This window comes from Parerythrobacter jejuensis, assembly GCF_039536765.1.
Lineage (GTDB): Bacteria > Pseudomonadota > Alphaproteobacteria > Sphingomonadales > Sphingomonadaceae > Parerythrobacter > Parerythrobacter jejuensis.
Map to the genome: position 1 here is coordinate 424,547 of NZ_BAAAZF010000001.1, position 18,036 is coordinate 442,582.

The 18,036-nt window shown below is 60.0% G+C and carries 22 protein-coding genes; 11 read left to right on the forward strand and 11 right to left on the reverse strand.

Annotated elements, in window-relative coordinates:
- Positions 1–39 precede the first annotated feature (39 nt).
- The gene (locus tag ABD653_RS02010) at positions 40–834 is read left to right on the forward strand and encodes a Coq4 family protein (RefSeq protein WP_160779608.1); all 795 of its coding nucleotides are present in this window, start codon (positions 40–42) and stop codon (positions 832–834) included.
- Here the strand turns inward: ABD653_RS02010 and ABD653_RS02015 are convergent, their stop codons facing one another.
- Genes ABD653_RS02015 through ABD653_RS02030 form a run of 4 tightly spaced genes read right to left on the reverse strand, consistent with a single transcriptional unit; the run spans position 835 to position 4,546 of the window.
- A complete protein-coding gene (locus ABD653_RS02015; protein ID WP_160779609.1) occupies positions 835–1,242 on the reverse strand; it encodes a DUF3052 family protein in 408 nt (135 codons plus the stop codon).
- A 3-nt stretch (positions 1,243–1,245) separates the two neighbouring features.
- Positions 1,246–3,459 (reverse strand): phosphoribosylformylglycinamidine synthase subunit PurL, encoded by a 2,214-nt coding sequence (purL, locus tag ABD653_RS02020; RefSeq protein ID WP_160779610.1) that lies wholly within the window; start codon positions 3,457–3,459, stop codon positions 1,246–1,248.
- 11 nt (positions 3,460–3,470) lie between these two features.
- On the reverse strand, positions 3,471–4,151 hold the full coding sequence (locus ABD653_RS02025) for a hypothetical protein (RefSeq protein ID WP_160779611.1): 681 nt from the start codon (positions 4,149–4,151) through the stop codon (positions 3,471–3,473).
- Positions 4,151–4,546 carry a DUF2177 family protein gene (locus ABD653_RS02030; RefSeq protein WP_160779612.1) on the reverse strand — a complete coding sequence of 132 codons (396 nt, stop codon included), beginning with the start codon at positions 4,544–4,546 and terminating at the stop codon, positions 4,151–4,153. The genes ABD653_RS02025 and ABD653_RS02030 overlap by 1 nt, the downstream gene beginning before the upstream one ends.
- A 64-nt stretch (positions 4,547–4,610) precedes the next feature.
- Between ABD653_RS02030 and ABD653_RS02035 the strand changes: the two genes are divergently transcribed.
- From ABD653_RS02035 to ABD653_RS02075, 9 genes are all read left to right on the forward strand, one after another.
- Entirely contained in the window at positions 4,611–4,874 is a 264-nt protein-coding gene (locus ABD653_RS02035) for an exodeoxyribonuclease VII small subunit (protein WP_160779613.1), read from the forward strand.
- A complete protein-coding gene (locus ABD653_RS02040; RefSeq protein ID WP_160780457.1) occupies positions 4,867–5,784 on the forward strand; it encodes a polyprenyl synthetase family protein in 918 nt (305 codons plus the stop codon). The genes ABD653_RS02035 and ABD653_RS02040 overlap by 8 nt, the downstream gene beginning before the upstream one ends.
- On the forward strand, positions 5,784–6,296 hold the full coding sequence (gene coaD, locus ABD653_RS02045; RefSeq protein WP_160779614.1) for a pantetheine-phosphate adenylyltransferase: 513 nt from the start codon (positions 5,784–5,786) through the stop codon (positions 6,294–6,296). The genes ABD653_RS02040 and coaD overlap by 1 nt, the downstream gene beginning before the upstream one ends.
- Before the next feature lie 95 nt (positions 6,297–6,391).
- A complete protein-coding gene (locus tag ABD653_RS02050) occupies positions 6,392–7,090 on the forward strand; it encodes a peptidylprolyl isomerase (RefSeq protein WP_160779615.1) in 699 nt (232 codons plus the stop codon).
- A 33-nt stretch (positions 7,091–7,123) separates the two neighbouring features.
- On the forward strand, positions 7,124–8,152 hold the full coding sequence (gene queA / locus ABD653_RS02055; RefSeq protein WP_160779616.1) for a tRNA preQ1(34) S-adenosylmethionine ribosyltransferase-isomerase QueA: 1,029 nt from the start codon (positions 7,124–7,126) through the stop codon (positions 8,150–8,152).
- 42 nt (positions 8,153–8,194) lie between these two features.
- Positions 8,195–9,139: an ABC transporter ATP-binding protein gene (locus ABD653_RS02060; protein ID WP_160779617.1), complete on the forward strand. Its 945-nt coding sequence runs from the start codon at positions 8,195–8,197 to the stop codon at positions 9,137–9,139.
- Positions 9,136–9,900 carry an ABC transporter permease gene (locus ABD653_RS02065; protein ID WP_160779618.1) on the forward strand — a complete coding sequence of 255 codons (765 nt, stop codon included), beginning with the start codon at positions 9,136–9,138 and terminating at the stop codon, positions 9,898–9,900. The genes ABD653_RS02060 and ABD653_RS02065 overlap by 4 nt, the downstream gene beginning before the upstream one ends.
- A 37-nt stretch (positions 9,901–9,937) precedes the next feature.
- Positions 9,938–11,065, forward strand: a complete 1,128-nt coding sequence (gene tgt / locus ABD653_RS02070) for a tRNA guanosine(34) transglycosylase Tgt (protein ID WP_160780458.1) — start codon at positions 9,938–9,940, stop codon at positions 11,063–11,065.
- An 80-nt stretch (positions 11,066–11,145) separates the two neighbouring features.
- Entirely contained in the window at positions 11,146–13,125 is a 1,980-nt protein-coding gene (locus ABD653_RS02075; protein WP_160779619.1) for an alpha/beta hydrolase family protein, read from the forward strand.
- A 102-nt stretch (positions 13,126–13,227) separates the two neighbouring features.
- On the opposite strand, the gene rpsD is transcribed toward ABD653_RS02075, so the two are convergent.
- Together rpsD and ABD653_RS02085 are read right to left on the reverse strand one after the other, a co-directional pair.
- On the reverse strand, positions 13,228–13,842 hold the full coding sequence (rpsD, locus tag ABD653_RS02080; protein WP_160779620.1) for a 30S ribosomal protein S4: 615 nt from the start codon (positions 13,840–13,842) through the stop codon (positions 13,228–13,230).
- 197 nt (positions 13,843–14,039) lie between these two features.
- Positions 14,040–14,369 (reverse strand): hypothetical protein, encoded by a 330-nt coding sequence (locus ABD653_RS02085; RefSeq protein WP_160779621.1) that lies wholly within the window; start codon positions 14,367–14,369, stop codon positions 14,040–14,042.
- 117 nt (positions 14,370–14,486) lie between these two features.
- Here ABD653_RS02085 and ABD653_RS02090 point away from each other — a divergent pair, with 117 nt between their 5' ends.
- Positions 14,487–14,795, forward strand: a complete 309-nt coding sequence (locus ABD653_RS02090) for a chorismate mutase (RefSeq protein WP_160779622.1) — start codon at positions 14,487–14,489, stop codon at positions 14,793–14,795.
- A gap of 7 nt (positions 14,796–14,802) precedes the next feature.
- Here the strand turns inward: ABD653_RS02090 and ABD653_RS02095 are convergent, their stop codons facing one another.
- Genes ABD653_RS02095 through rpiB form a run of 5 tightly spaced genes read right to left on the reverse strand, consistent with a single transcriptional unit; the run spans position 14,803 to position 18,016 of the window.
- On the reverse strand, positions 14,803–15,543 hold the full coding sequence (locus ABD653_RS02095) for an RNA methyltransferase (RefSeq protein WP_160779623.1): 741 nt from the start codon (positions 15,541–15,543) through the stop codon (positions 14,803–14,805).
- The gene (gene nrdR, locus ABD653_RS02100) at positions 15,536–16,009 is read right to left on the reverse strand and encodes a transcriptional regulator NrdR (RefSeq protein ID WP_160779624.1); all 474 of its coding nucleotides are present in this window, start codon (positions 16,007–16,009) and stop codon (positions 15,536–15,538) included. Before nrdR ends, ABD653_RS02095 begins: the two co-directional genes overlap by 8 nt.
- A gap of 3 nt (positions 16,010–16,012) precedes the next feature.
- Entirely contained in the window at positions 16,013–16,234 is a 222-nt protein-coding gene (locus ABD653_RS02105) for a hypothetical protein (RefSeq protein ID WP_160779625.1), read from the reverse strand.
- Positions 16,235–16,238: 4 nt separating this feature from the next.
- Entirely contained in the window at positions 16,239–17,549 is a 1,311-nt protein-coding gene (gene glyA, locus ABD653_RS02110; RefSeq protein ID WP_160779626.1) for a serine hydroxymethyltransferase, read from the reverse strand.
- An 11-nt stretch (positions 17,550–17,560) separates the two neighbouring features.
- Positions 17,561–18,016, reverse strand: a complete 456-nt coding sequence (rpiB, locus tag ABD653_RS02115; RefSeq protein ID WP_160779627.1) for a ribose 5-phosphate isomerase B — start codon at positions 18,014–18,016, stop codon at positions 17,561–17,563.
- Positions 18,017–18,036 lie beyond the last annotated feature (20 nt).

Sequence of the window (18,036 nt, forward strand, 5' to 3'; positions counted from 1 at the left end):
GTAGGGCGCAAATTACGCGCGGATAGAGGAACAGCGTCCATGGCATTGATTGATCGTCCCGTCGTGCACCCCGATCGCAAGGTGGTAGGATTTCGGCCCGTGAAGGCCTTGCGCCATTTCGGCAAGCTGGTGGCCGACAAAGAAGACACCGAGCAGGTATTCCACATCATCGACGCGCTCAAGGGCAAGAAGAGCCTGCGCCAGATGGAGGGTTTCGTAGCTACGTCCGAGGCGCAGACCTTGCTCGAACGGAACGAAGAATTGCCCGCGATTCTGGATGATCATGCCCGATGGACTGAGTGCGCGCCCAATTCGCTGGCCCGCAATTATGTGCGCTTTATGGAGCGCGAAGGCCTGACGGCTGCCGGGCTGGTCGAAGAAAGCCGGAAGTTCAAACCCGAGAGCGAGCTCTTTCACGACCTCTATGAATGGTATGTCGAACGGCTGCGAGATACGCATGATCTGTTCCACGTTTTGACCGGATACGGGCGGGACCCGCTGGGGGAAGTGTCCCTACTGGGGTTCAGTTACGAACAGAACCATTCACCGGGCGTGCTGTTCATCGCCTATATGGGCACGCGGCAGGTGAGGAAAGAAAGCGGGACCAATGCCCCCGTTTTCGAAGCTTTGCGCGAGGGCCGCAAACTCGGGCGCGAGGCCAAGAAACTGGCCCATCAGGATCTGATGGCATTGATGCCGCGCGACATTGACGAAGTGCGTGCCGAACTGAACCTTGGCGAGCCACGGATCTACAAGGAATGCCTGCGCCAGCTGGAGGCCGAAAACTACGAAGGTCTTGTGGTCGAAGGCGTAGGCGAAAAAGCCGCCGCCTGATCAGCGATCTTCCTTGGGGATCACGAATTTCAGGCCAGACCATATCTCGTCTACCGCGCATTTCTTGGTGTCGATGAACCCGCTGGCGATCCCGATACTCTGGACCTCGGCCTGGTCGAGCGCCGTTTCTTGGCCTGAACCCTTCTTGGGCCAGCTCACCCAGACTTGTCCGTCCTTCGCGATGTGCTGACGCAAGCTGGCAAGCTTATTCGCCAGATCATCGGCACCCGTGACGAAGATATGCGCGGCATCGATGCCTTCATCGGGCGTGCCTACAAAGATCAGCTCAAGCGCATATTCGTCGATCTCGTCCGCGATATTCTCCGGCATGGCATCGAACCAGACCCGCTGCTCATCACGCAGTGACAGCTTCTTGGCGAGCGGCGTATCGGAATAGCCAGCCGTCAAGCGCTAGGCCTCCATCCAGTCACGTAAGAAGCTTGCATGGGCTTCGCGCAGGTCATCGAGAGAAACTGCGAAGCCTTCACCAGAGAGGGCGCCTCCGCCTACCGTTCCGATGGCGGCAACAAATACGCCAGCGTCTTTGCAGGCATCGAGAACAGCCTTGGCGTTGTCGGTCGTGACGATATAGCGCCCCTGATCTTCGCCAAAGTAGATCGCAGCGGGGTTGGGGACATCCGGGAGTGTCAATTGCGCGCCCAGACCCGAAGCGAGGCTCATTTCGGTGATGGCGACCAGAGCGCCCCCGTCCGAGCAGTCATGTACGCTGGAGACATCGCGCCGTTTGACCAGTCCCTGGACAAGTTCTCCATGCCGGCGCTCGACCTCGAGATCGACTGGCGGTGGTGCCCCTGCTTCCTCGCCAGACTTCATCTTGTGCCACAGGCTTTGCCCAATATGACCTGAAGTGAAGCCGATCAGGAAGATTTGATCACCGTCTTTCGCTGCGCCGGGTGTGGCCATCGCCGTGTAGTCGTCAATAATCCCGACCCCGCCAATGGCAGGCGTCGGCAGAATGGCCGATCCGCCGCCGGTCGCCTTACTTTCGTTATAGAGACTGACATTGCCGCTCACGATCGGGAAATCCAGCGCGATGCAGGCTTCGCCCATGCCTTCAAGGCAACCGATGAACTGGGTCATGATTTCGGGCCGCTGCGGGTTACCGAAATTGAGGCAATTGGTGACAGCCAAGGGGCGGGCACCAACAGCACATAGATTGCGATAGGCCTCTGCGACGGCTTGCTTGCCGCCTTCATACGGGTCAGCATAGCAATAGCGCGGGGTGCAGTCGGTGCTGAGCGCAAGTGCCTTCTGCGTGCCATGCACACGCACGACGCCTGCATCTCCGCCGGTCTGGAGCGTATCAGCACCGACCTGGCTATCATATTGCTGCGCGATCCACGCGCGACTGGCCAGGGCAGGGCTCGCCATCAGGGTGAGCAGGTCTGCACCGATATCGCTGCTCTCCGGGACATCCCCGAGCGGCTTGACCTTGGCCCAGGCCTTGTACTGTTCCTTCGAGATCGTCGGGCGATCATAGAGCGGCGCACTGTCTGCCAGCGGGCCAAGCGGAATATCACACACTACTTCGCCACCGAATTCCAAGACCATGCGCTGGGTATCGGTGACCTCGCCAATGACCGCGAAATCAAGCTCCCACTTTTCGAAGATTTCGGCCGCCATGGCCTCCTTGCCGGGCTGGAGCACCATGAGCATCCGCTCCTGGCTTTCGCTCAGCATCATCTCGTAAGGCGTCATCCCGTCTTCGCGGCACGGCACCATGTCCATGTCGAGCCGGATGCCGGTCTTGCCATTGGTCGCCATCTCGACGCTGGACGAAGTCAGGCCCGCTGCGCCCATATCCTGAATGGCCACGATGGCATCGGTTGCCATCAATTCCAGACACGCTTCGATCAGCAGCTTTTCGGTGAAGGGATCACCCACTTGCACGGTGGGGCGCTTGGCATCGCTGTCCTCCTCGAAATCGGTCGAGGCCATGGTCGCGCCGTGAATTCCGTCACGCCCGGTCTTGGAGCCAACATAGACAATCGGATTGCCGATGCCGGTTGCCGCAGAATAGAAGATCTTGTCCTGATCGGCGACGCCGACCGTCATCGCGTTGACGAGGATATTTCCGTCATAGGCAGGGTGAAAATTGGTCTCGCCGCACACAGTCGGCACGCCAACGCAATTGCCATAGCCGCCAATGCCGGCGACCACGCCCTGGACCAGATGCTTCATCTTGGGGTGTTCCGGCCGTCCGAAACGCAAGGCATTGGCATTTGCTACCGGGCGGGCACCCATGGTGAAGACATCGCGCAAAATCCCGCCAACGCCCGTGGCAGCGCCCTGATAGGGCTCGATGTAAGACGGGTGGTTGTGGCTCTCCATCTTGAAGATCGCTGCCTGACCATCGCCAATGTCGATCACACCGGCATTCTCACCGGGACCGCAGATTACCCAAGGTGCTTCGGTTGGAAGCTTTTTCAGATGCAGGCGGGAACTCTTGTAGGAACAATGCTCGCTCCACATGACCGAAAAGATACCGAGCTCGACCAGGTTTGGCTCCCGGCCCAGCGCCTCGAGCAGGGTGCTATATTCTTCGGGCGACAAGCCGTGTGTTTCGACGACTTCTGGTGTGATCGGGCTGGGATTCTCTGACATGGCCAGCGCCTTTAACGGTGTGCGCTGGGGACTGCTAGCCCGACCTCCCGTTTATGCCAACGTGTTGATGCCACCCACGCTGCGAGCAGGGCGGCCAGCAGGAAGGAAACCAACGCAGTGACATACATTTCCAGCCCCGCTTCGGTGGGTTGCGGACCAAACCAGTTTATCGCCTGGATCAGCAACAGGAATCCAAGCAGGATGTAGGGCGGGGCAATCGGACCCTTGGTGCTGCGCATATATAGCGCAAAGGCGCCGACCAGCAGCAATAGCTCGAGCGGCATGGCAATCGCCGGGTTATTCCACAGCCCAAACCCGTAGGAAGGCGGCCGGCCATCGATGGTCAGATCGGGTCGATGGACCAAGAGGTCGATAAACCAGTGGGATATCACCACCACTCCGCCGATGGCGGCGGTCACCAGATCGCGCCGCCACAGGAAAAGGATGGCCGCAAAGGCCAAGGCCCACACCGCTCCGCCCAACAGGCTGTGGGTGTAGGGCATGTCATACAGGTCCATCGGGTTCATAACCGTGGCACCAGGCTCGATCCGCATGTTCTCGACGCCGACAATGGCAAAGGCGAAGAAGCCCCAATCCACCAGTTGCCCGGCGATAAACAACGTCCCCAGCTTGGGAGCGCGCGGAGTAGCGGCAGCAGCGAGGAAAGCCGGAGCCCAGTGGCCAATGAACATTAAGTGAGACGTCCTGTGATCCAGGTTGCAGCAGCGGCGGCCGATCCGGTTGCGAAGGCCCCCCAGGCGATATCGGTCATTGATAGATGAGTTGGCCAGACTTTCAACGTTGCCTGGTTGGTCAATGCCCATGTTCCGTAACACAGTGCACCCAGGATCGCGCCATTGAGCGCTGCGGTGCCTACGCCGCTCGACAGACCAGGCTTGATCGCGAAATAGACCATTCCGCCGACGTAGAAGATATAGAAAACGACCGCGGGCATGATGCGAAAATCGTCCGCCATCAATTCACCGATATTGGGACGGTAAAAATTGTTGCCCGCCCAACCCAGCCAGATGGCATCGAGGATGCCAAAGACAATGGCAGCGGCAACATATGCAATAATCCACGTCATAATCGGTCCTTCACTGTGTCTCGCTGCTTGACCATCGCTGGGGCCGTGGTCAAAGCTGCAACCTATGGATGAGGGACAAACCGCCGACGCGGCGAAAATATCCGAGATGAGTTTCGAAGAGGCCCTGCGCGGCTTGGAACAGGTAGTGCGCCAGCTGGAAAGCGGCGAAGTTGCACTGGACCAGTCGATCACGCTGTATGAGCGTGGCGAAGAGCTGCGCAAGCATTGCCAGGCGCGGCTCGATGCAGCGCAAGCGCGGATTGAAGCTATCGTGCAGGATGGCGATGGCAATGCCAGTGGCACCAAACCGTTTGACAGCGATGGGTGATATGCAGCTCGTCGGAAGTGACAGTGCCAAACTGGCATCGGCTCTGACCCGCATCGAACGCGATGTAGATGCCGTGTTCGATGCTCTGCTACCGGTTCCCGAAGATACGCGATCGTCCCTGGTCGAGGCGATGCGCTATTCCGCCATGGACGGCGGGAAGCGGGTACGCCCCTTGCTGCTGGTTGCAACAGCTGAGATGCTGGGTGTCAGCCGCGACCCTGCCTTGCGGGCGGCGTGTGCAGTGGAATCGATCCATGTCTATTCACTGATCCATGATGATTTGCCCTGTATGGACGATGACGACATGCGCCGGGGCAAGCCGACGCTGCACAAGAAATTCGATGAGGCGACAGCCGTGTTGGCGGGCGATTCCCTCCATGCACTGGCGTTCGAAATCCTGACCGATCCCGCCACCACCACCGATCCTTTCACGCAGGCCGAACTCGTCCGTACCCTGGCCATGGCCAGCGGGATGAACGGCATGGCGGGCGGGCAGGTGATGGATATGGCCGCCGAAAGCGCGGATTATGATCTGCACACTATTACGAGGCTGCAACAGCTCAAAACTGGGGCATTGTTGGCCGCATCGGTAGAAATGGGCGCGATCCTGGGCAAATTGCCGCCCGAGGGACGCAGTCATTTGCGGGCCTATTCCCGCGACATCGGCCTTGCCTTCCAGATCGCGGATGATCTGCTGGACGCAGAGGGCGACGAGGAGAAAGCGGGCAAGGCGCTGCGCAAGGATGATGCTCAGGGCAAGCAGACCTTTGTGAGCCTGATGGGAGCCGATGCCGCGCGAGCGCAGGCCCATGCCTTGGTCGATCAAGCCGCCGGACATCTGGTGCAATATGGTGAAGACGCAGCAATCTTGCGAGCGCTTGCCGGCTACATCGTCGAGAGGGACAGGTAATGGGCGAGCGTATCGGCGTTTATCCGGGGACTTTCGATCCCATCACCCGCGGCCATCGCGACATTATCCGGCGCGGAGCCAAGCTGGTCGACAAGCTTATTATCGGTGTCACCACCAACCCTTCCAAGAACCCTATGTTCACGCCGGACGAGCGAATGGAAATGGTCACCAAAGAGCTGGCCGAAATGGGCATCGACAACACCGAGGTCGTTGGCTTCGATGCTCTGCTGATGAAATTCGCCCGCAAGCAGAATGCCAATGTGATCGTTCGCGGCCTGCGCGCGGTGGCAGATTTCGAATACGAGTACCAGATGGCCGGCATGAACCAGCAACTGGATGCGGAAATCGAAACCGTATTCCTGATGGCAGATGTCTCACTGCAGCCGATTGCGTCCAAACTGGTCAAGGAAATCGCTCTTTATGGCGGAGATATCACGCCCTTTGTCAGCCCGGCTGTGCGTGAGCAGGTTAATGCAAGGGTGGAGGAAATCGGCCGCCGGGGTGACTACTAGGGCCGATCCGCTAGATTGCCGCTTATTCATTGAACCGACAGCGACGGACCGCTAACTGACCGGCCAACGCAGACATGCACAAATTCGGAAACACCATGACAAAACGTATTCTCGCCGCCGGAGCGCTTGCCGCGCTTGTTACCAGCCCGACCTATGCGCAGGACGAAGGCGATGTAGCTGTCGAAGACGCGATGGCAGCACCTGCCGAGCGGGCCCCACTGCAATATGCCAAGATCAATTATGATGTGCAGGAAGACCGCGACAATATCCTGCTGCTCGATCTTTCCAATGGTGAGCGGATTGCCATCCGGCTGATGCCGGACTGGGCGCCGGGTCATGTGGACCGGGTCAAGACGCTTACGCGCCAGGGCTTTTACGACGGTATCGTGTTTCACCGCGTAATCGAGGGTTTTATGGCGCAGACCGGTGATCCCACCGGCACCGGTCAGGGCGGATCGAGCCTTCCCGACCTGCAAGCCGAATTCAATCCTATGCCGCACGTGCGTGGCTCGGTTTCGATGGCCCGTTCCAATTCAGAAGACAGCGCCAACAGCCAGTTTTTCCTGGTCTTTTACCCGCGCTTCAATCTCGACAAGCGTTATACCAATTTTGGCCGAGTGATTTCGAACATGGCGGCGGTGGACGCGATCCAGCGTGGCGAGCCGCCCGCGAATCCGACACGGATCGTGCAGGCGTCCATCGCATCGGACAACAAGCCGCAGGCCATGCCGCAACCGGCCGCGCCGGAGCGTGAGATCACTCTGGATGACCTGACTGCCCCGATCGAGGGGTGACGAGGGCACATTGCCCCGCTAGGCGCGCCTTCCATGCGCGTTGACCTGTTCGATTTCGACCTTCCGCAAGACCTGATCGCTCTGCGACCGGCGAGCCCGCGGGACTCGTCGCGATTGCTCGTGGCTAAAGGCGGCACCGCGCTGGAAGATCACGTCACGCGTGACCTCCCCGAGTTTCTCGATGCAGGCGATATCCTGGTCTTCAACGACACCCGGGTCATTCCCGCGCAACTGACTGGCAAACGCGGCGAAGCTACCATCGGCGCAACCTTGCACAAACGGATCGATTTGCGCCGCTGGCAAGCTTTCATCCGCAATGCCAAGCGGCTGCGTCCCGGCGATTTCATCGAATTCGGCAACGGAGTGACTGCCATTGCGGAAGAGCGCCATGATGACGGTAGTTTCACCCTGATGTTCGAAGGGGACGAGCCAGTCGAAGTCCTGCTGGAACGCGCCGGTACGATGCCGCTCCCGCCCTATATCGCGGGCAAGCGCCCGACTGATGAGCGTGATCGTGAGGACTACCAAACGATTTTTGCCCGGGAAGACGGAGCAGTCGCCGCCCCCACCGCGGCACTCCACTTCACGCCAGAGCTGCTTGCGGCGCTGGTTCAGAAGGGAGTCGGACGCGAAACGCTCACCCTCCACGTTGGCGCAGGTACCTTTCTGCCCGTCAAAGCCTACGATACAGATGATCATCAGATGCATTCGGAGTGGGGCCGGATTGAACCCGATGTCGCAGAACGTCTGAATGCGGCGCGGGCCAGAGGCAATCGGGTCATTGCTGTCGGAACGACGAGCCTGCGCTTGCTCGAAAGCGCTGCGACGAGGGACGGGCAGGTCCGCGCCTTCGCGGGCGATACCGACATCTTCATCACCCCGGGATACCGCTTTCGCGTCGTCGATGGTTTGATGACCAATTTCCACCTCCCCAAATCGACCCTGATGATGCTCGTCAGCGCTCTGATGGGGCGCGAGCGGATGATGGAGGTCTACGACCACGCCATTGCTGCGAAGTATCGCTTCTACTCCTACGGCGATTCCTCGCTGTTGATTCCCTAGCAGCGTGGTAGGTCTGCAATCGCAACCAAACGGGCGGGGCGAATGAGCGACACGATTCTGGACATTTCCGGGCTGACGAAGGTCTATCCCGGCGGGCTCAAGGCGCTCGACGATGTATCCCTGCAGATTCGCCAGGGCGAGATTTTTGCCCTGCTGGGCCCCAATGGTGCTGGCAAGACGACGCTGATCGGCGCGGTCTGCGGATTGGTGCGCCCAACCGCCGGCAGCATTTCTGCCTTTGGCTTCGACATGGCAAAGGATTGGCGTCAGGGGCGCAGTCGCATCGGCCTGGTGCCGCAGGAACTTTCCACCGACATGTTCGAGCCTGTGATCCGGGCGGTCAGCTACTCGCGCGGGCTATTCGGCCTGGCACCCGACAAGGCCAGGATCGAGGAGATACTGCGAGCTCTCAGCCTGTGGGACAAGCGCAATGATCGGATCATGACGCTGTCGGGCGGGATGAAGCGCAGGGTGCTGATCGCGAAAGCGCTGGCCCACGATCCTGACCTGCTGTTCCTCGACGAGCCGACCGCCGGTGTGGATGTAGAGCTGCGCAAAGGCATGTGGCAGCTGATCGGCGATATGCGCGCACGCGGGGTGACGGTGATCCTGACGACGCATTACATCGAAGAGGCCGAGGAAATGGCTGACCGTGTGGGCATCATCAACCAGGGCAAGCTGCTTATGGTTGATGACAAGCACGCGATGATGAACCGGCTCGGCCGGACAGAGGCTCACATCACTTTGGCGCAGGCTCTGCCCGCCCTGCCGGAAAGCCTCGCCCACTTCCCGGTAGAGATCGAGGATGGTGGTCTCTCGCTTTGCTATCGCGGAGGAGACGGGACGGGCAAGGGCAAGGCCGAAGTCGCCGAACTGACCAAAGCGCTGATTGGTGCCGGCATTGACTTCACCGGGATCGATACGCGTGAGAGCAGCCTGGAGGATATTTTCGTTTCGCTCCTCGATGCCAAGGAGGATGCGGCATGATCAATCTGCGTTCGACCTGGGCGATCTACACCCGCGAGCTGATGCGCTTCCTGCGCACTGCCTTTCAATCGGTGCTGGCGCCGGTCCTCACCACCTCGCTCTATTTCATTGTGTTTGGCGCCGCGATTGGCAGTCGCATGCCCGATTTGGGCGGCGTGGAGTATGGTGCGTTTATCATCCCGGGCTTGCTGATGCTGACCCTGCTGGGGGAAACCACCAGCAATTCCAGTTTTGGCATCTACATGCCGCGCTTCACAGGCACGATCTACGAATTGCTAACGGCGCCCGTCGGTGTGGCGGAGACTCTGGTGGGGTTTGTCGGAGCGGCGGCGACCAAGAGCCTGATCCTTGCCGCCATCATCCTGCTGACCGCAGCACTGTTTGTCGATTACTCGATCGCACACCCGGTGTGGGCCTTCATCTATATCGTATTGGTCGCGTCCAGCTTCAGCCTGTTCGGCTTTATCCTCGGCATCTGGGCCGACAATTTCGAAAAGCTCGGGATTATCCCGTTGCTGTTTCTGACCCCGCTGACCTTTCTGGGCGGTACCTTTTATTCGATCGATATGCTGCCCAAGCCGTGGGACACGATCGCGCTTGCCAATCCGATCGTCTACCTGGTCAGTGGGCTTCGCTGGACCTTCTATGGCAGTGCGGATGTCGATTTCCGGATTTCTCTCGGCATCACGCTCGCTTTCCTTGCGGTTTGTGTCACGATCATCGCTTATATCTTCAAGACCGGTTGGCGCCTTAGGGACTAGTGCCATGGCGAGCGACGCGCTAGGCGCGGGCGCGATTATGACCAAGCGCTTCCAGTTCTCCATTCACGCGACCGACGGCAAGGCCCGGACGGGTACAATCGCGATGCAGCGCGGGGATATCCGCACGCCTGCCTTCATGCCGGTCGGCACTGCTGCGACGGTCAAGGCGATGAAACCGGAAAGCGTCCGCGAGACTGGCGCCGACATCATCCTGGGCAATACCTACCACCTGATGCTGCGCCCTGGCGCAGAGCGGATGGCGCGGCTTGGTGGCTTGCACCAGTTCATGAACTGGCAGCGCCCGATCCTGACAGACAGCGGCGGCTACCAGGTGATGAGCCTGTCCGAATTGCGCAAGCTGACCGAAGAAGGCGTGGAGTTCCGGAGCCATCTCGACGGCTCCAAACACATGTTGACCCCCGAACGATCGATGGAGATCCAGCGCTTGCTCGGCTCCGACATCGTGATGGCCTTTGACGAGTGCCCCCGCGCGGACCAGCCCCGCGATGTGATTGCGCAAAGCATGGAAATGTCGATGCGCTGGGCGCAGCGCAGCCGCGACGGCTTTGACAGCGGCGAAGAACATGCAGCACGCTCCGCGCTGTTCGGTATCCAACAGGGCGCCTTGGATGAGGAGCTGCGCAAGCGTTCTGCCGACGCTCTGATCGATATCGGTTTCGATGGCTATGCGATTGGCGGATTGGCCGTGGGGGAAGGGCAGGAGGCGATGTTCGCCACCCTCGAATTCGCTCCGGCGCAACTCCCTGAGGATCGCCCGCGCTACCTGATGGGGGTCGGCAAGCCCGATGATCTGGTCGGCGCGGTAGAACGCGGTGTCGATATGTTCGATTGCGTGCTCCCCAGTCGCTCGGGCCGGAATGGTCAGGCCTTCACCTGGAACGGCCCGATCAATATGCGCAATGCGCGCTTTGCAGAGGATCAGGGGCCGCTCGACGAGCGCTGCACCTGCCCGACATGCGCGACCTATAGCCGGGCCTATCTACATCACCTCGTCAAATCGCAGGAGATCCTCGGCGCAATGCTGATGACCGAACACAATATCGGGTTCTACCAGCAGCTGATGCAGGCCATGCGCGATGCAATTGGCGCGGGCCAATTCGCCGGTTTCGCAAAGCAGTTCCGGGCAGATTACTTGAACAAGTAACCGTTCCGCCTCGGCCCTTTTCAAACCTGCCTGTTGCGCTATTCTGATGGGCGTTACTTTGGGGAAATAGGGGTTTTTCAATGCGTTTGACGACGACGCTCACTGCGTTGGCTGCGGTACTCGCGGCGACACCAGCCATGGCTCAAACCTTGGCGGAGGATGCTGCGGTCTTTGGAGCGCGGCAGTCGGTCGAAGACGTTTCTATCTCCCCGTCCGGAGACCAGCTGCTCTACATCCAGCCCGGCGCGCAGGCGGATGAGACGATCTACGTTGTCAACTTGAAGACCGGCGGCGAGCCCACGCCAGTCATCACGATGAACGAAGCGAGGGCACGGCTCCAATGGTGCGCGTGGGCGACCGAGCAACGGATCGTGTGCAGCCTGTTTGGCATGCAGGACATTGGCGGCACTCTGCTTGGCTTCACCCGCATCCTGTCCATCGCTTCAGATGGTTCGGACACCGAAATGCTGACGTCCACCAGCAATCGTGCTCGCGGTACACTCCAGGACGGAGGCTCTTTGCTAGCACTGGATATTGCAGGGGAAGAAGACAAGGTCCTGATGACCAAGCGCTATATCAAGGAAGATGGCGCGAACACGCGGCTTTTCAACGATAAGGAGGGGCTTGGCGTCGACAAGGTTGATGTCGACAACGGTCGGGGCAGGCCGGTTGAAGATGCCAACAGGATGGCGGCAGACTACATCGCGGACGAGAATGGCAGAGTCCGCATCATGATGGCCCAGGATACCACCGCCAGCGGCTATGACGGCAGCGACTTCCGCTTTCTCTATCGCACGGCGGACTCCGACGAATGGCAGCCCTTGTCGGTGGTCGATTCTACCGGAAACCTCGATCGTGGCTTTGTTCCTGTTGCCGTCGATAGTTCCAAGAACGTCGCCTATGGCTTTGATATCGTGAATGGTTTCAAGGCGCTCTTCAGCGTCAAGCTCGACGGTAGCAACGCTCGCGAACTGGTGATGGCGCGGGATGATGTCGACGTGGATGGTTTGATCAGGATTGGTCGCAAACGCCGGGTGGTCGGTGCGAGCTACGCAACCGAGAAACGCTTTGTAGAATATTTCGATGCCGAACTGGATAAGCTGGCAGGCGCCTTGGCCAAGGCTTTGCCGGGCAAGCCACTCGTCTCGATTGTCGATGCAAGTGAGGATGAGAACGAGATTGTGCTGATCGCGTCGAGCGACACCGATCCCGGCACTGTCTATCTGTTCGAAAAGGATAGCCGATCCCTAAGCGAACTGCTGGCCCTGCGTACCCCGCTCGCCGGTCGCGCGATGGGTACCATGAAGCCGGTGACCTATCCGGCCTCGGATGGCACGCAGATCCCGGGCTATCTCACGCTTCCCCCCGGTAGCGACGGCAAGGATCTGCCCGCTGTTGTTTTGCCGCACGGAGGCCCGGGCGCGCGCGATGAATGGGGTTTTGACTGGTTGGTCCAGTTCTTCACCGCGCGAGGTTACGCCGTGATGCAACCCAATTTCCGCGGATCCGCAGGATATGGGTCGGCTTGGTTCGGGAAGAACGGCTTCCAGGCATGGGAGACAGCCGTTTCAGACGTGAATGATGCCGGGCGCTGGCTCATATCACAGGGAATTGCAAATCCGGCCAAACTGGCGGGGGTGGGCTGGTCCTACGGAGGCTACGCCACTTTGCAGTCGCAGGTCCTCGACCCTGACCTGTTCAAAGCGGTGGTGGCGATTGCGCCTGTCACAGATCTCGAATTGCTGCGTGAAGAGAACAGGCGTTACACAAACTTCCTCGCCTACGACAAATTCATCGGCAAGGGCCCGCATGTCGAGGCTGGCTCTCCAGCCCGGCATGCCGATCGATTCAGCGCCCCTGTCCTGCTGGTGCATGGCAGCATGGACCAGAACACCACGATTGCGCAGTCGAAACTGATGGAGGATCGCCTGGCAGGTGCCGGCAAATCGGTCGATTTGCTCGAGTTCGAAGGTCTGGATCACTATATCAAGCACAGCCAGGCACGCGGCATCATGCTCAACCGTATTGGTGAATTTCTGGAGGCCTCGCTCGGCAGCTAGGCGAGGCCAGTTATTGCCATACGAATCCATGGCATTTGGCAGGGCCACAAACGAAAAGGGCGGCCCCGCAGGACCGCCCTTGAACTTCGTAGAACCGATGGATCAGCGCGAATAGAATTCGACGACCAGGTTCGGTTCCATGGTGACCGGGTAGGGCACTTCGTCGAGCTTCGGCACGCGGGTGAAGCTCACCTTGTCGTTGCCGTCAGGCGCGACATAATCAGGGATTTCACGCTCGGGCAGGCTCTGCGCTTCAATGACGAGAGCCATTTCCTTGGCCTTGTCACCCAGCGAGATGACATCGCCAACGTCGCAGCGACGGCTTGCAATGTTGCACTTCACGCCGTTGACGCGGATGTGGCCGTGCGAGACGATTTGGCGCGCTGCAAAGATCGTCGGGGCGAACTTGGCGCGGTACACGATCATGTCGAGGCGACGCTCGAGCAGGCCGATCAGGTTCTGACCGGTATCGCCCTTCATCTTCGTGGCATCCTTGTAGGTGCTGCGGAACTGCTTTTCGGTCACGTCGCCGTAATAGCCCTTGAGCTTCTGCTTGGCGCGGAGCTGGAGGCCGAAATCCGACATCTTGCTCTTGCGACGCTGGCCGTGCTGGCCGGGGCCGTAGGAACGCTTGTTGACCGGGGAATTCGGACGGCCCCAGATATTCTCGCCCATACGACGGTCGAGCTTATGCTTGGCGCGGGTGCGCTTCGACATGGTATTTCCTTCAATTTGCTCGGGATCACCCATTGCGATCCCATCCAATCCGGTTTCGCACCGCCAGGCCGATTTTGCCTGACGCGGCCACCGCTTCACCGGAATGCGGGGCCAATCGGGCGCGCGACTTAATTACGCGCGTTGCCGAAGTGAAGCGCGCCAGATAGCGATCCGGCGCGCCAAGTCAAGGACAAGCGTCAGTAGCGCGAGGCGTTGCTGCCAATGCCGTATTTCTTGGCAGAACCAAAGCTGCTGTGACTGTGGTTGTAGATCTGGCTGGAGTTGCGCAACTTGGGTGCCGCCTCGGCCATTGTAACGGCTTTCTTCCATTCCGACCGGACAAGACAAATGCTCTTGTGACGCGTACCCGGCAGCATATCGAGGCACAAAACCTCGGCGTCGCTTTCGCCAGCCAGAGCCGTCTCTGCCTTGCCGGAAACGAAGGTCCGCTTTTCATCGAAGCGAGTGTCCGTAGCGTCCACCTGAACGAGCGGCAGGGCGCTGGCGAGTAGAAATGTCGTGAGCATCGAATTCTCCCCTTCTTTGGTCCTCTGGTGGAATAAGCGCCTCAAAACATGAGCAGTTCCTGAATATGCCGCTATGTGCCCTCGACAATTGGTGTCGGGCAGGCCACAGGGCGCGCCATGAGTGAAATCAAGCTGCCTGAAGCCTGCGACGATATGACCGATGTGCGTGCGGGCGTGGATGCCACCGATCGTGAACTGGTCGCTCTGCTGGACCGGCGTTTTGGCTATATGCGGGCTGCCGCACGCATCAAGCAAAGCCGTGACACAGTGCGCGACGAACGGCGCAAAAAAGCGGTAATCGATGCGGTCGCGGCTGATGCTGCTGCACGGGGATTGCCAGCGGAAGACCTGGCCAGGATCTGGGACAGCCTCGTGGAAGCGTCGATCGCCTATGAACTGGTGGAATGGGACGCGCGACGCAGCTGATAGCCGCCTAGCGTTTGGTCGTTTTGCGCGGTGGTTTGCTCAGGAATGACAGCACCCCGCGCAAAGTCCTCACCTCCAGATGGTTCCAGCCCGGTTTGGTCAGTACATTGCGCAGCGTCAGCCGCGTGGCTTCTGCGCGATCCTCGGGGAAGAAATAGCCCTTCGGCTCCAGCATGCCTTCAAGATGGCTGACGAGCCCTTCCAGTTCCTCCTGCGGGGCAGGGGGCAGCATGTCTTCCTTTGTAGGTTGCTTCAGGTCCGTACCCTTAGACCATTCATAGGCACACAGGATCACCGCCTGAGCGAGATTGAGGGAGCCAAACTCTGGATCGATCGGGACCGTCAAGATCGCCCGGGCCAGCGCCACATCCGCTGTCTCCAAGCCGGAACGCTCCGGTCCAAACAGGATCGCAGAGCGTCCGGCATCTGTCCGGATCGATTGTGCGGCCTGCTCCGGTGTCACCACCGGCTTGGTTACGCCGCGTTTGCGAACCGTGGTGGCATAGATATGCGCGCAGTCTGCTACCGCCTCAGCGGTGGTATCGTAGACCTCGGCCGCTTGCAGAACATCATCCGCCCCGGAGGCAGACGGGCCAGCATCGGGATTAGGCCAGCCATCGCGCGGGGCGACCAGACGCATCTCGGTCAGCCCGAAATTGCGCATCGCGCGCGCCGCCTTGCCGATATTCTCCCCTAGCTGCGGGCGCACCAGTACGACAATCGGACGTTGTGAGGGTGCCTCAGCCATCGGAAGTGGTCGTCGCCGCTTCCTGCACGGTGCTGGCGAATTCTTCGAAATCGCGGGCTTCGCTGAAATCGCGATACACGCTGGCGAACCGGATATAGGCCACGCTGTCGATCTGGCGTAGACCATCCATCACCAACTCGCCGATGCGGGTGGAGGCCACTTCGCTTTCGCCCGCAGTTTCGACTTGGCGCTGGATTCCGGACACCAACTGGTCAATCTGTTCCTGCGTTACACCGCGCTTACGACAAGCGAGGCTGACGGATTGTTCCAGTTTGGCCCGCTCAAACGGCTCCCGCTTGTCGCCTGACTTCACCACACTCACTTCACGCAGCTGCACGCGCTCAAAAGTCGTGAAGCGGGCGCCACAGCTTGAACACTGCCTGCGTCGCCGGATCGCAGCATTGTCTTCTGCCGGGCGACTGTCTTTCACCTGGCTGTCATCATGGGCGCAAAACGGGCACCGCATCGGCTACTTCTTGATCCTGTTGTGGAGGGCGTAGATCGCCCCCGCGGCCAGACCAACCGGCCAGGTGACGATCGGCAGCAAGCCACCGGCAAGTGCTCCGATGGCTGCACCGGCCAAAACCGGTTTGGTCGATGGATGGGCCATGCCCTCCTTGGCGATACCGGTCATTTCGTCCTTGGCATCGCCGATCCAGCTGCCGTCATCTTGGGGGTTGGGTTTGTCCATAATCCTACCTTCCGGGGTACACCGGGAAATCGGCGCACAGGGCCGCCACGCGGCCGCGCACGCTTTCCTCGATCTGGGCGTCACCTTCCGGACCATTCTTGGCCAGACCGTCGACAACCTCTGCGATCAGCACACCGATCTTGCGGAATTCCGCCGGGCCAAAGCCGCGGGTGGTCCCTGCCGGAGTACCGAGCCGCACGCCACTGGTCACGAACGGGCTGCGCGTGTCGTAAGGGATACCGTTCTTGTTGCAAGTGAGCCATGCGCGATCGAGGCCGGCCTCCGCCGATTTGCCGGTTACCTCCTTGGCGGTCAGGTCGACCAGCATGGAATGGTTGTCCGTGCCGCCAGACACAATTCGCAGGCCGTTTTCTTCCAGACTGGCAGCCAGCGCGCGGGCATTTTCAACGATGCTGGCAGCGTAGGCCTTGAATTCGGGCCGCAGCGCTTCGCGGAAGGCAACGGCTTTGGCGGCGACCACATGCATCAACGGCCCGCCCTGCAGGCCCGGGAAGACCGCCATGTTGAGCGGTTTGGTAAGCTCTTCATCATTCCACAGGATGATGCCGGAGCGTGGGCCGCGCAGGCTTTTATGGGTCGTGCTGGTAACGACATGGGCGTGGGGAAACGGGCTCGGGTGCGCACCGCCAGCCACCAGGCCGGAGATGTGGCTCATATCACACAAGAGATATGCGCCCACCTCATCTGCAATCTCGCGAAAGCGCGGGAAGTCCCATGTCCGGGAATAGGCCGTGCCCCCGCAGATGATCAGCTTCGGCTTGTGCTCGCGTGCAGTCGCAGCCACTTCGTCCATGTCGATCAGCTCGTCATCCTTGCGGACGCCATAGCTGACAGGATTGAACCACTTGCCGCTCATATTCACAGGCGATCCGTGGGTCAGGTGCCCGCCTGAATTGAGGTCGAGACCCATGAAAGTGTCGCCGGGCTGCAGCAGCGCCAGGAACACGGCCTGGTTCATCTGGCTACCCGAATTGGGTTGCACATTGGCAAAGTTGCAGCCGAACAACTCCTTGGCGCGGTCGATCGCGAGCGTTTCGACGACATCGGCATAGTCGCACCCGCCATAATAGCGCTTGCCGGGATAGCCCTCGGCATATTTGTTGGTGAACACGCTGCCGGTCGCTTCGAGTACCGCCGTCGAGGCAATGTTCTCGGAGGCGATCAGCTCGATCTTGTCTTGCTGGCGCTTCAGCTCGTGACCAACCGCAGCCGCGATCTCTGGGTCGGCGGTGGCAAGATCATCATGCCAAAAGCGGTGCATAATATCGGTTTCAGAAGCAGGTGCGGAGCTCATCGGAGGGTCTTTCAGCAGCTGGGATTGGATAGCTTGTCGACACGGCGCTGGTGGCGCCCGGTTCCATCAGGAAGAGAGTCGGCAAATTCGGTGGTGAGGAAGGCAGTTACGCAGGCTTTGGCCATTTCGATCCCCGTCAGGCGTGCGCCCATGGCCAGGCAATTGGCATCGTTGTGCTCCCGCGACAAGGTGGCGGAGAGAGGCTCTGATACCAGAGCGCAGCGCACAGCGGGATTGCGATTGACGCTCATCGAAATGCCGATGCCACTGCCACACAGGGCTATTCCCTTGTCAGCAGTGCCATCAGCGACGACAGCGGCCAGTTTGTACCCGTAGTCAGGATAGTCGACGCTATCACCGTCGTCAGGGCCCAGATCGGCAACTTCGTGACCTTCCTCGATCAACCACTCACGCAGCTCTGCTTTCAGATCGAGGGCGGCATGGTCGGAGGCTATGGCAATGCGCATCGGATTGTCCTGCTGTGAAG